This window comes from Bradyrhizobium sp. 87 (assembly GCF_023073015.1).
GTDB lineage: Bacteria > Pseudomonadota > Alphaproteobacteria > Rhizobiales > Xanthobacteraceae > Bradyrhizobium > Bradyrhizobium canariense_D.
The window spans coordinates 106,348-118,888 of the sequence record NZ_JADPIQ010000086.1 but is presented as its reverse complement, the minus strand read 5'-3'; the positions used below and the strand labels follow the sequence as shown (position 1 = coordinate 118,888).

Here is a 12,541-nt window from a genome sequence, read left to right as displayed (position 1 = left end):
GTTCGCCGTCACCTCGATCGTTCCTCCCACCTGCCGTTCCATCAATCCAAAAGCAGCATCGATCGATACTGCCTTGAACTTGGACACTTTGCCGCGCGCACCTCTAGGAGTCGCAGTGGGGAAACGTTTCGAGTTCTAAGGAGGCGCGTCATGAGCGCAGTGATGTCCGCAGCGGATGTGAGAAGGTCTCGCGTCAGGCTGTTCATCGTGACCATGTTGTTCCTGGTCACGACCGTCAATTATGCCGACCGCGCCACGTTGTCGATCGCGGGGCCCGCGCTCTCCAAGGAGCTGCACCTCGATCCCGTCGCGATGGGCTACATCTTCTCGGCGTTCGGATGGTCCTATGTGATCGCGCAGGTGCCGGGCGGTTGGCTGCTCGACCGCTACGGCTCCCGGCTTGTCTATGCCTTCAGCATCATCGTCTGGTCGCTGTTCACGACGATGCAGGGCTGGGTCGGCTTCTTCAGCGCCGGCACCGCGATCACCGTGCTGTTCGGCCTACGCTTCCTCGTCGGTATCGCCGAAGCGCCGTCTTTCCCCGCCAACGCCCGCATCGTTGCGGCCTGGTTTCCGGGCAATGAGCGCGGCACCGCGTCTGCGTTCTTCAATTCCGGGCAGTATTTCGCAACAGTGATCTTCGCGCCGCTGATGGGCTGGATCGCGCACGACTACGGCTGGCGCTATGTGTTCTTCGTGATGGGCGCGCTCGGAATCGTCATGGGCCTGGTCTGGATCAAGACCGTCTACGGGCCGAAAGAGCACCCCGGCATCAACGAGGCCGAATTCGATTACATCAAGGCCGGTGGCGCGCTGGTCGACCTCGACGCTCCCAAGGAGGAGCGCGCGCCAGAGCCCGGCTCCGGATGGGACCATATCCGCCAGCTGCTTTCCAACCGCATGATGCTCGGCGTCTATCTCGGCCAGTACTGCATCAACACGCTGACTTATTTCTTCCTGACCTGGTTCCCGGTCTACCTCGTCAAGGAGCGCGGCCTGTCGATCCTGCAAGCCGGCTTCGTCGCGACCTTGCCGGCGCTGTGCGGCTTCATCGGCGGCGTGCTCGGCGGCGTCATCTCCGACGCGATCCTGCGGAAGACCGGCTCGTTGACGATGGCGCGCAAGATCCCGATCGTCGGCGGCATGTTGCTGTCGATGTCGATCATCGCCTGCAACTATGTCGACGGCCAGGCGCTGGTGGTCGGCTTCATGGCGCTCGCCTTCTTCGGCAAGGGCATCGGCGCGCTCGGCTGGGCTGTCGTCTCCGACACCTCGCCGAAGGAAGCCGGCGGCGTCTCGGGCGGCCTGTTCAACACCTTCGGCAATCTCTCCTCGATTAGCACCCCGATCGTGATCGGCTACATCCTGGCCGCGACCGGCTCCTTCAACGGTGCGCTGATATTCGTCGGCGCCAATGCGCTGGTGGCCGCATTCGCCTATCTCGTGGTCGTCGGCAAGATCGAGCGCGTGGTGCTCAAACGTTCCTCCTGAGGGCTCCCCATGGGAGCTTGACCAGGCAACTTAACGGCGGCTTCACGGCCGCCGTCTTTGTTTTGGGAGTAATCGATGCTAGAAGCGCCGGGGAAACGCCTTATCCATCTAAGGCATGTATCGATGTTCGACCTCAACCAGCTCCGCTGTTTCGTCACGGTGGCGGAGGAATTGCATTTCGGCCGCGCCGCCGCGCGGCTGAACATGACCCAGCCGCCGCTGTCCCGGCAGATCCAGGTGCTCGAGCACATCATCGATGCGCCGCTGCTGGAGCGTACCAGCCGCTCGGTGCGCCTGACGCCTGCCGGGCGCAGCTTCCTGCCGGAAGCGCGGCGCATCCTGAAGCTTGCTGAAAGCGCCTCGCAGGTCGCCCGCCGTATCGCGCTCGGCAAGTCCGGCTCGCTGAAGATCGGCTTCACCGCAGCCGCAGCCTACGGCTTCCTCCCGGAGCTCGTCGCCGCCTGCCGCGCCAAGCTGCCCGAGGTGGACTTCTCGCTGAAGGAGATGGTGTCGGGCGACCAGTTCGAGGCGTTGACCTCGGGCCAGATCGATGCCGGCCTGCTCAGGCCGCCGATCGCGCGCCCCGAAATCGCCAGCCGCCGCGTCGTCGCCGAGCCCCTGCTCGCCGCGATCCCGAAAAAGCATCCGCTGGCGAATGCCGAGAGCGTCACGATCAAGGATTTCGACAACCAGCCCTTCGTGATGTATTCGCCCTATGAGAGCCGCTACTTTCACGACGTGCTGGTGGCGCTGTTCACCCGCGCCGACATCCTGCCGCGCTATGTGCAGCACCTGAGCCAGATCCACTCCATCCTCGCCATGGTACGCGCCGGCCTCGGCCTCGCCATCGTGCCGGCGGCGGCCGCGAGCCTGAAGATCGCGGACGTCCGCCTGCGGCCGCTGAAGCTGCGCACCCGCGTCCCGGTCGAGTTGTTCATGGTCTGGCGCCGCGACGACGAGAATCCGCTGCTCTCGGCACTCGTCAAAATCGCGAGCGAATTGTCCTCGGCGGAGGCGATGGAAGATTGATGCTGATTTCGCATTGGTCGATATAGGCTTTGGCTTGGACCCGCATCGAACGGTCTCCTAAACCACGGTCGCATGGACGCGCAGCCTTTGCGTCCTCCACAACACGAGACCAGGGAGCAGCGCCCATGAGCAAGATGACCCCGCAGGAAATGGCCCAGAAGATCGGATCCGGCCTCCTGTCCTTCCCCGTCACGCCGTTCAAGGCGGATTACTCCTTCGACGAGGCGACCTACCGCGCCAACATGGACTGGCTGTGCGGCTATGACGTCGCAGGCCTGTTTGCCGCAGGCGGCACCGGCGAGTTCTTCTCGCTGACGGCGGCCGAGGTTCCGCAGGTCGTCAAGATCGCCGTGGACGAGACCAAGGGCCGCGTGCCCGTCCTCGCCGGCACCGGCTACGGCACCGCCACCGCGCGCGAGATCGCGATCGGCGCGGAGAAGGCCGGCGCCGACGGCTTGTTGCTGCTGCCGCCCTATCTCACCCATGCCGAGCAGGACGGCCTTGCTGCCCACGTGGAAGCGATCTGCGCCTCCGTGAAGATCGGCGTCATCGTCTACAACCGCGACAACGCCATCCTCCAGCCCGATACGCTCGCCCGCCTCGCCGAACGCTGCCCGAACCTCGTCGGCTACAAGGACGGCATCGGCGACATCGAGCTGATGACCCGCGTCTACACCAAGCTCGGCGACCGCCTGACCTATATCGGCGGCCTGCCGACCGCTGAGACCTTCGCACTGCCCTACCTCGACATGGGCGTGACCACCTACTCCTCGGCGGTATTCAACTTCGTTCCGGAATTCGCCACCAATTTCTACGCCGCCGTGCGCAAGCGCGACCACGCGACGATCCACGCCGGCCTGAAGGACTTCATCCTGCCCCTCATCGCGATCCGCAACCGCAAGAAGGGCTATGCGGTCTCGATCATCAAGGCCGGCATGAAGGTGATCGGCCGCGATTCCGGCCCGGTCCGCCCGCCGCTGACCGACCTCACCGAGCAGGAGATCGCGGAAGTCACGGCGCTGGTGAAGAATCTGCCCGCCATCCGATCGTCACAACAGGCTGCAGAATAACAACAACACAGGGAGGAGCCTGCGATGGTCAAGACCGAGATCACTGGCGCACCGGTCGTCACCGCGATGCAGGTGATCCCGGTCGCAGGCCGTGACAGCATGCTCCTCAATTTGAGCGGCGCGCATGCGCCGTTCTTCACCCGCAACATCGTCATCCTCACCGACAATGCCGGTCACACCGGCGTCGGCGAGGTGCCTGGCGGGCAGAAGATCTGGCAGACACTGCAGGACGCCCGTGATCTCGTGATCGGCAAGACCGTCGGCGCGATGAACAACATCCTCGCCGATATCAGGACCGCCTTCGCCGATCGCGATGCCGGCGGCCGCGGCAAGCAGACTTTTGATCTCCGCGTCATGATCCACGCCGTCACGGCCGTGGAGTCCGCGCTGCTCGATTTGCTCGGCCAGCATCTCAACCTGCCGGTCGCAGCCCTGCTCGGCGAGGGCCAGCAGCGCACCAGCGTCGAGACGCTGGGCTATCTCTTCTTCGTCGGCGACCGCCGCAAATCCAAGCTCGACTATGTCGGCGGCGAGACCGGCAAGGCGGAATGGTTCAACCTCCGCCATCAGGAGGCGATGACGCCGGAGACCGTGGTGCGGCTCGCGGAAGCCACCCACGACCATTACGGCTTCGCCGATTTCAAGCTCAAGGGCGGCGTGCTGCGCGGCGAGCAGGAGATCGAGGCCGTCACCGCGATCGCCAGGCGCTTTCCGAATGCGCGCGTGACTCTGGATCCGAACGGCGCATGGTCGCTCGACGAGGCCATCAGCCTCTGCAAGGACATGCACGGCATCCTCGCCTATGCCGAGGACCCCTGCGGCGCCGAAGGCGGCTTCTCCGGCCGTGAGATCATGGCCGAGTTCCGCCGCGCAACGGGCCTGCCGACCGCGACCAACATGATCGCGACCGATTGGCGGCAATTGTCCCATGCGCTGCGCCTCGGCGCGGTGGACATTCCGCTGGCCGATCCCCATTTCTGGACCATGCAAGGCTCGGTGCGCGTGGCCCAGACCTGCCGCGACAACGGCCTGACCTGGGGTTCGCACTCCAACAACCATTTCGACATCTCGCTCGCCATGTTCACCCATGTCGGCGCCGCCGCCCCCGGCAAGGTCACCGCGATCGACACACACTGGATCTGGCAGGACGGTCAGGCCCTGACGAAGGAGCCGCTCCAGATCAAGGCCGGCAAGATCGCGGTGCCGGATAGGCCGGGCCTGGGTATCGAAATCGACAGGGCCGCCATCGACGCCGCGCATGACCTCTACAAGCAGCATGGACTCGGCGCCCGCGATGACGCTATTGCCATGCAGGACCTGATCCCCGGCTGGACCTTCGACGACAAGCGTCCTTGCCTGGTTCGTTAAAAACTCTGGAGGAAGCTATGACTGCGATCCTGAAGAACTTCATCGGCGGCGAATGGGTCGATGGCTCCGCCGTCACCAAGAACATCAACCCCTCCAACACCAACGACGTCGTCGGCGAATACGCCAAGGCCGACAAGGCCCAGACCGAGAAGGCGATCGCAGCCGCCAAGGCCGCCTTCCCCGCTTGGGCGCAGTCGACACCCCAGGCGCGTTATGACGCGCTGAACAAGATCTCTCTCGAAATCATCGCCCGTAAGGAAGATCTCGGCCGCCTGCTCGCCCGCGAGGAAGGCAAGACGCTGCCGGAAGGAATTGGCGAGGTCGCGCGCGCCGGCCAGATCTTCGCATTCTTCGCCGGCGAGGCGCTGCGCATGATCGGCGAGAAGGGCGCTTCCGTCCGTCCCGGCATCGACGTCGAGCTCACCCGTGAGCCGATGGGCGTCGTCGGCATGATCACGCCCTGGAATTTCCCGATCGCGATCCCCGCCTGGAAGATCGCCCCCGCGCTCTGCTATGGCAACACGGTGGTGTTCAAGCCTGCCGAACTGGTGCCGGGCTCGGCGCATGCGCTGTCCGAGATCATCACCCGCTCCGGCATCCCGGCCGGCGTGTTCAACCTCGTTGTCGGCTCGGGCTCCGTGGTCGGCCAGACCCTGATCGAGCATCCCGACGTCGCCGCGATCACCTTCACCGGCTCGGTGCAGACGGGGCGCAAGATCGCGCAGGCTTGCGTGACCTCGAGCAACATGAAGAAATTCCAGCTCGAGATGGGCGGCAAGAACCCGCTGGTCGTGCTCGACGACGCCGATCTCAAGACCGCCGTCGAAGTCGCCGTCAACGGCGCCTATTTCTCCACCGGCCAGCGCTGCACGGCGTCCTCGCGCCTGATCGTCACCGAAGGTATTCACGACCGTTTCGTTGCGGCGGTGACCGAGCGCCTGAAAGGCCTCACGGTGGACGACGCGCTCAAGGCCGGCGTGCATATCGGCCCGGTGGTCGACCAGAGCCAGCTCGACCAGGACCTGCGCTACATCAAGATCGGCCAGGACGAGGGTGCCAAGCTCGCCTGGGGCGGCGAGTTGCTCAAGCGCGAAACGCCCGGCCACTACCTCCAGCCGGCGCTGTTCACCGAGGCCAACAACAACATGCGCATTTCGCGCGAGGAGGTCTTCGGCCCGGTCGCCGCCGTCATTCGCGCCAAGAACTACGAGGAGGCGCTCGCGATCTCCAACGACACCGAGTTCGGCCTCGCCTCCGGCATCTGCACCAGCAGCCTTAAATACGCCTCGCACTACAAGCGCAACAGCGAGTCCGGCATGGTGATGGTCAATCTGCCGACGGCCGGCGTCGACTATCACGTGCCGTTCGGTGGCCGGAAGGGTTCGAGCTACGGCGCCCGCGAACAGGGCTCCTATGCCCGCGAGTTCTACACGACGGTGAAGACCGCCTATACCTATCCCGGCTAACCACGGGCAAGATATCGTAGGGTGGGCAAAGCGAGGCGCGCCCACCGCTTACGTTCGGCACGAAGCATGGTGGGCACGGCGCTTTGCGCCTTTGCCCACCCTACGACTTGAGTTTCCGAGGTAAAGCAGATGGACCAGTCAGTCGCAGCGAAAGAGCAGCCTCGCTACATCAAGCTCAACGAGCGCGACAACGTCGCGATCGTTGTCAATGATTTCGGGCTTCCCGCCGGCTCCCGCTTCGCCAGCGGGCTGACGCTGCGCGCCTTCGTGCCGCAGGGACACAAGACGGCGCTGGTCGACATCCCGCAGGACGCCCCGATCATCCGCTATGGCGAGGTGATCGGCCATGCGCTCGCGCCGATACTGGCCGGCGAATGGGTGGACGAAGCGCGCATCCGCATGCCGGAGGCCCCTGCCCTCGACAAGCTGGAAATCTCCACCGCCGTTCCCGCGCCGCTGCCGCCGCTCGAAGGTTTCACGTTCGAAGGCTTTCGCAATTCCGACGGCTCGGTCGGCACCAAGAACATCCTCGGCATCTCCTCCTCGGTGCAATGCGTCAAGGGCACGATGGAATATGCGGTGAAGCGCATCCGCGCCGAGCTGCTGCCGAAATATCCGAATGTCGACGACGTCGTGCCGCTGACGCATGCCTATGGCTGTGGCGTCGCCATCAACGCGCCTGATGCCGTGATTCCGATCCGCACGCTGCAAAACATCGCACAGAACCCGAATTTCGGCGGCGAGATACTGGTCATCAGCCTCGGCTGCGAGAAGCTTGCGCCCGAGCGTCTGGTGCCGGAAGGCGTCAGCAATGCCATCGTGCGCATGCAGGATGAAGCCTTCGACGGCTTTGGCGCCATCGTCGAGGCAATCATGACCCAGGCAGAGGCCCGCCTCAAGATCCTCAACAAGCGCACCCGCGAGACCTGCCCGGCCGCCGATCTCGTCATCGGCCTGCAATGCGGGGGCAGCGACGCGTTCTCCGGCGTCACCGCGAACCCTGCGGTCGGCTTCGCCGCCGACCTGCTGGTGCGCGCCGGCGCCACCGTGATGTTCTCGGAAGTCACCGAAGTGCGCGACGCGATCCAGTTGCTCACGCGGCGCGCCATCAACGAGGACGTCGGCCGCGCGCTGGTCCGCGAGATGGCCTGGTACGATTCCTATCTGGCCCGTGGCGGCGCGGACCGCAGCGCCAACACCACGCCCGGCAACAAGAAGGGCGGCCTCGCCAACATCGTCGAGAAGTCGCTCGGCTCAATCGTCAAGTCCGGATCAAGCGCGATCACCGGCGTCCTCTCGCCCGGCGAGAAGGCGACGCAGAAGGGCATGCTGTTTGCGGCAACGCCGGCGTCCGACTTCATCTGCGGCACGCTCCAGCTCGCCTCCGGCATGACCTTGCAGGTGTTCACCACGGGCCGCGGCACGCCTTACGGCCTTGCGGCTGCGCCCGTGATCAAGGTTTCGACCCGCAGCGAGCTGGCGCGACGCTGGAAGGACCTGATCGATTTCGATGCGGGAGGCATCGCCACCGGCGAGAAGACCATCGAGGAAACCGGCTGGGACCTGTTCCGCCTGATCCTCGACGTCGCCAGCGGCCGCACGAAACCCTGGTCGGATCGCTGGGGCATCCACAACGATTTGACGCTGTTCAATCCGGCGCCAGTGACCTGAGCGCCGCGCGCGGACGCTGCCTCGCCGCGTGGATGCATTGGTGCCGTTTCGGCACGTAGGGCACCGACACGTCACCGCGCGACCACTTCCGCGAAACCGCCCGGAAACATTGGCGCGGAAAACTTCCTTCGCGCTTCGTCGCTCGACATCACGCAATCAAATAGATCAGCGACCGCGATCTAATGTTCGCACACAGGCGAACCTGTTGCGGCATCACCGCGACCTAACCTCCGATTGGCACTTCTCACGGAGATTTTCCAATGCGCGTTCTTTCGATGGTTGCCGTTGCCGCAGCGATGATTGCCAACTCGTCAGGCGCGTTCGCCGGCGAGCTTCCCTCTTACGAAGTGACGTCGTTTCCGATCTCGGCGACGCAAGTCCAGGTGCTCGGCGGCCCAGGCATCGAGGAGCAGTCGACTGCGCCCGCGATGATCGTCGCCGGCATGCCCGCCTCGCCCGCGCAGATGTCGGTGCTGTCGCCACGCGTGAAGCGGCTTGCGAGCGTCAGCGCGAACAACGAGGCGCGCTAAGCCTTGACGCCATTCCGGGTTCGACGCTGCGCGTCGCCCGGGATGACGTTTCACTCTACGTCATGCTGCCCGGCATGAAGCAGCGCACCCGCGGATGGCCGTCGATATAGTGCTTCCACACCATGGTGCGGCCGATCTTGTTCGGCTCGGTAATGACGGCGCCGTCGGGCACGACCACCCATTCGCCCTCGAGATGCACGCGATAACGGCCCTTGTCGGATTCCCAGTCGACGTCGGCGACCATATAGCCGTCGGCATCCGAGCAGCATTGGCCGTATTCGCTGTGCAGGCTCTCGAACCAGGCAATGACGGCGGTGTGTGGAGCTACCGAAGTTCAGGCGGCACAGCGCGCGACGTAGACCTACTGCTTCGGCACCGGCGCCATCATTGCGCCGCCCTTCTTCGCCGGTGCCACAGGCACCGGCTTGGTCGCGGCGGTCGCTTGCGCCGGAAGATATTTCGCGACGATGGCGGGATCGACCTGCGCGATGTTGGCGTCGGGAAGACGCGTCCAGGTCTCGTCCTTGCCGAACAGGGAGATGCCGAGGAAACCGCGCATCGTCAGGGTCTGTCCGTCCGGGCTGACCGTCATCTTGGCCTTCCAGATGTTGCCGTCGCGAGGATTGACCACGTTGCCGCCGTCATACTTCAAGCCGTCGCGCTTCATGTCACGGATGAAGGAGAGCCCGAGCACCGGCGCGTTCTTGCGATCGTCCGTGCATTTGGCGCAGATCTCGTTCGGGTCGTCGCCGGGCCGCGGGAAGGTTTTTGCGATGACGCCTTCGAACACACCGTTGTGGTCGATGAAGAGAAACCATCCCACCGTCTTGCCGTCTTCGACCTTCTGCCAGAGGCCTGCGGCGGTCGGCTGCTGCACTTGCGCCACAACCGGGCTCACCGCACCGAGCGTCATCGCGAGCGCGAGAAGCGAGAACAGCCGAAAGCTGAAAAAGAGAGTCCGCATTTTCATCACCTTGCTGAGCCAATCGCCTTGCTAAGCCGCCAGCTGCAATGGCCGCAGACTACGGCGATTTCGCGAACTGTTCCAGCACCAGAAACATGAGGCATCGCCCCCGCCATCAGTTGACGCCGAGCTTCTTTTGCAGGCTGGAGGACGACGTCGTGTACTGGAACACGAGCCGCTTCCCCGGATAGACGTAGCGATGGGCTTTTTGCGACATCAGCGCGCCTTCGTGGAAGCCGCACAGGATCAGCTTGATCTTGCCGGGATAGGTGTTGATGTCGCCGATCGCGAAGATGCCTGGCACGTTGGTCTCGAACGCGGATGTCTCGACCGGCACCAGATTGTTCTCCAGCGCGATGCCCCAGTTCGCGACCGGACCGAGCTTCATGGTCAGCCCGAAGAACGGCAGCATGGTGTCACAGGCAATTTCGTTCACGCTGTTGTCGTTGCCCTTCACGGTGGCGCCGCTCAGCTTGCCCTCATTGCCTGACAGCGCAGTGACCTGGCCGAGCCGCAGATCCATCTTGCCGGCCGCGACCAGCGCGCGCATCTGCTCGACGCTGTGGGGCGCGGCGCGAAAATCGTCGCGACGGTGCAGAAGCGTGATGCGTTTGGCGATCGGATGCAGATTGAGCGTCCAATCGAGCGCGGAATCGCCGCCGCCCACGATCAGCACGTTCTTGTCGCGGAACGCCTCCATCTTGCGCACGGCGTAGTGCACCGAGCTTCCTTCATAGGCTTCGATCCCCGGCACCGGTGGACGCTTGGGCTGGAACGAGCCGCCGCCGGCAGCGATCACCAGCACCTTGCATTCGAACACCTTGCCGGCGTCCGTGGTGCAGCGGAACAGCGGATCGCCGATTTTCTCGACGGTCTCGATCATCTCGCCGAGATGGAAGGTCGGATGGAACGGCTTGATCTGCTCCATCAGCGCGTCGGTGAGGCCCTGCCCAGAAACCTGCGGAATGCCGGGAATGTCGTAGATCGGCTTTTCCGGATAGAGTTCTGCGCACTGGCCGCCGACCTTGTCGAGGATGTCGACGAAATGCGTCTTCATGTCGAGAAGGCCCAGCTCGAAGGCGGCGAACAGACCGCAGGGGCCGGCACCAATAATCAGCACATCGGTTTTGATCGCGTCGCTCATGTCGTCTCTTTATCGGTCGTTCGTGGGACGGCGCCCTTTGGGCCGAGGTGACCCTGCCTGTCTAGCCAACGGGGATGGATCAGGGAAGGCATAAAAGCGGGAGCGCCCCGCAGCCGGGCCCACTTGCCGGGTCAGGATAACTGGGCTGTAACGAGGAACGATATGACGGAGATCAATCGGTGAACGCACCAAGCCGCCTCGATACGACGCCGCGCCTGGAGGACTATCCTTTTCGCCTCAGCGACAACGTCCGCTTCGGCGATCTCGACCCTAACCAGCACGTCAACAACGCGGTTTACGCCACCTATTTCGAGACCGGCCGCGTCACGCTGATGAAGCTCCCGGAATACGGCCTGACGCCGCCGGGACTTGCCTGGATCATGGTGCGGCTCGACATCCATTTTCGCGCGGAGCTGCACTGGCCGAATACGATCGAGCTCGGTCTCGGCGTGGTGAAACTGGGGCGAACGTCGGTGACGTTCGAGCAGGTGGTGTTTTCGGAAGGGAAGTGCATTGCATCGGCGACATCGGTCGCCGTGATGATCGACGAAACGTCGCGCCGGCCAACGCCGCTGACTGCGGAAGTGCTCGAGAAGCTCAGCCCCTGGCATAAGCGCGGCATCCAGGTCGCGCAGCCCAGCACATGATAGCTAAGAGAGTTAGGCCTGCCGTTCCGGCGTCGCCACCACGAGGCCGTCGAGATCGTCGGAGACCTTGATTTGGCAGGACAGGCGCGAGTTCGGGCGCACGTCGAAGCCGAAGTCGAGCATGTCCTCTTCCATCGGCGTCGGGCTACCGACCTTCTCGCGCCACGCTTCGTCGACATAGACATGACAGGTGGCGCAGGCGCAGGCGCCGCCGCATTCGGCCTCGATGCCGGGAATGCTGTTGCGGATGGCGGCTTCCATCACAGTCGCGCCGTTCTCGACGTCCACCGTACGGGTTTCGCCCTTGTGATCGACAAAGTGGATTTTGGCCATGTGTGCTCGTGCTGCCGCGATCTAGGGAATGAAGGAGGGTCCGGGCTGTCCTATAACGGGTCGGTCAGCCCGGCGCCATAGCGTTTTGATGAAGTCGCGAATACCGCTTCGCGGGAAGAAGACCCGTCAAAACAAAAGACTACAGCACGGTTCGGGCCCTGTTGGCCTAAGGATTCAGGATCGCCTCGATGGCGGCGCGAGCCTCGGTCACCGCCTCTTTCAGCGCGGCGAAGGCGTGAGGCCGGCCCTGGCCGGTCTGGATCGCAGTCTCCAGGCTGGCTGCGGCATCCGCCACTGCAAAGGCGCCGATCCCGCGCGCCGAGCCCTTGAGCTTGTGGGCGAGTGCGCCGGCTTCGGCCGGCAGCGCTGCCATCGTCGCGATCAGGCGCACCGTCTGCTCGGCAAACATCGCCAGCACTTCCTGCTCCAGCTCGGAATCGCCGAGCGTCATGCGTGAGAGATGATCGAGGTCGAGCGGGCTTTCGATCGGTGCAAGCGGGGGCGAGGGCATCCAGTCCATCCGTTGCAGTTCAGGCGTCATGGCGCAGGCCCCGGCATCGCGCGATGTCCGCCGGTCCGGCGGTCAAGTTCCCTCCACCCAAGCATGGAAATGGTTAACGAAATGTTCTGGCCGTTTTGCGCAAATCTGCCTGCTTATTGACGAAAAGTTGCCGCAATCCGGCGAGTCCGGTGGAGAATTCCATTTATTGCTAAGGCGTTACGGCACGATCCTGTTAACGATGATTAAGAATGTCTTAATCGCGGGCATTTCATTCGCGACGCTCTGCCAATAGGATGTTGGAGAAATTGGCGGACAAGCCGTCCGGG

Annotated in this window: 14 protein-coding genes; 9 read left to right on the top strand and 5 right to left on the bottom strand. The window is 63.9% G+C overall.

Going from position 1 to position 12,541, the window contains the following annotated elements; genetic code table 11:
* Window positions 1-150 precede the first annotated feature (150 nt).
* The 7 genes from IVB50_RS21375 to IVB50_RS21345 all read left to right on the top strand — a co-directional run bounded on the left by IVB50_RS21375 (window position 151) and on the right by IVB50_RS21345 (window position 8,625).
* A complete protein-coding gene (locus tag IVB50_RS21375) occupies window positions 151-1,491 on the top strand; it encodes an MFS transporter (RefSeq protein WP_018457544.1) in 1,341 nt (446 codons plus the stop codon).
* 123 nt (window positions 1,492-1,614) lie between these two features.
* Entirely contained in the window at window positions 1,615-2,520 is a 906-nt protein-coding gene (locus IVB50_RS21370; protein WP_018457543.1) for a LysR substrate-binding domain-containing protein, read from the top strand.
* Between the two features lie 125 nt (window positions 2,521-2,645).
* Entirely contained in the window at window positions 2,646-3,590 is a 945-nt protein-coding gene (gene kdgD / locus IVB50_RS21365) for a 5-dehydro-4-deoxyglucarate dehydratase (protein ID WP_007602056.1), read from the top strand.
* A 24-nt stretch (window positions 3,591-3,614) separates the two neighbouring features.
* A complete protein-coding gene (gene gudD / locus IVB50_RS21360; protein WP_018457542.1) occupies window positions 3,615-4,958 on the top strand; it encodes a glucarate dehydratase in 1,344 nt (447 codons plus the stop codon).
* A gap of 17 nt (window positions 4,959-4,975) precedes the next feature.
* On the top strand, window positions 4,976-6,424 hold the full coding sequence (locus IVB50_RS21355) for an aldehyde dehydrogenase family protein (protein WP_018457541.1): 1,449 nt from the start codon (window positions 4,976-4,978) through the stop codon (window positions 6,422-6,424).
* A 129-nt stretch (window positions 6,425-6,553) separates the two neighbouring features.
* Window positions 6,554-8,095, top strand: coding sequence for a galactarate dehydratase (gene garD, locus IVB50_RS21350; protein ID WP_018457540.1), 1,542 nt, complete (start codon window positions 6,554-6,556; stop codon window positions 8,093-8,095).
* Window positions 8,096-8,355: 260 nt separating this feature from the next.
* A complete protein-coding gene (locus IVB50_RS21345) occupies window positions 8,356-8,625 on the top strand; it encodes a hypothetical protein (RefSeq protein ID WP_018457539.1) in 270 nt (89 codons plus the stop codon).
* A 55-nt stretch (window positions 8,626-8,680) separates the two neighbouring features.
* Here the strand turns inward: IVB50_RS21345 and IVB50_RS21340 are convergent, their stop codons facing one another.
* From IVB50_RS21340 to IVB50_RS21330, 3 genes are all read right to left on the bottom strand, one after another.
* Window positions 8,681-8,932 carry a hypothetical protein gene (locus IVB50_RS21340; RefSeq protein ID WP_247297340.1) on the bottom strand — a complete coding sequence of 84 codons (252 nt, stop codon included), beginning with the start codon at window positions 8,930-8,932 and terminating at the stop codon, window positions 8,681-8,683.
* Window positions 8,933-8,986: 54 nt separating this feature from the next.
* On the bottom strand, window positions 8,987-9,589 hold the full coding sequence (locus tag IVB50_RS21335) for a DUF2147 domain-containing protein (RefSeq protein ID WP_026233392.1): 603 nt from the start codon (window positions 9,587-9,589) through the stop codon (window positions 8,987-8,989).
* A gap of 115 nt (window positions 9,590-9,704) precedes the next feature.
* Window positions 9,705-10,733, bottom strand: a complete 1,029-nt coding sequence (locus IVB50_RS21330; RefSeq protein ID WP_247297156.1) for an NAD(P)/FAD-dependent oxidoreductase — start codon at window positions 10,731-10,733, stop codon at window positions 9,705-9,707.
* A gap of 179 nt (window positions 10,734-10,912) precedes the next feature.
* Between IVB50_RS21330 and IVB50_RS21325 the strand changes: the two genes are divergently transcribed.
* Entirely contained in the window at window positions 10,913-11,380 is a 468-nt protein-coding gene (locus IVB50_RS21325; RefSeq protein ID WP_247297155.1) for a thioesterase family protein, read from the top strand.
* A 12-nt stretch (window positions 11,381-11,392) separates the two neighbouring features.
* On the opposite strand, the gene IVB50_RS21320 is transcribed toward IVB50_RS21325, so the two are convergent.
* Together IVB50_RS21320 and IVB50_RS21315 are read right to left on the bottom strand one after the other, a co-directional pair.
* The gene (locus tag IVB50_RS21320; protein ID WP_007602043.1) at window positions 11,393-11,713 is read right to left on the bottom strand and encodes a 2Fe-2S iron-sulfur cluster-binding protein; all 321 of its coding nucleotides are present in this window, start codon (window positions 11,711-11,713) and stop codon (window positions 11,393-11,395) included.
* A gap of 166 nt (window positions 11,714-11,879) precedes the next feature.
* A complete protein-coding gene (locus IVB50_RS21315) occupies window positions 11,880-12,254 on the bottom strand; it encodes an Hpt domain-containing protein (protein WP_247297148.1) in 375 nt (124 codons plus the stop codon).
* Between IVB50_RS21315 and IVB50_RS21310 the strand changes: the two genes are divergently transcribed.
* Complete coding sequence (locus tag IVB50_RS21310; RefSeq protein ID WP_247297147.1) at window positions 12,253-12,507, top strand: hypothetical protein; 255 nt, start codon at window positions 12,253-12,255, stop codon at window positions 12,505-12,507. The genes IVB50_RS21315 and IVB50_RS21310 overlap by 2 nt on opposite strands.
* Window positions 12,508-12,541: the final 34 nt, after the last annotated feature.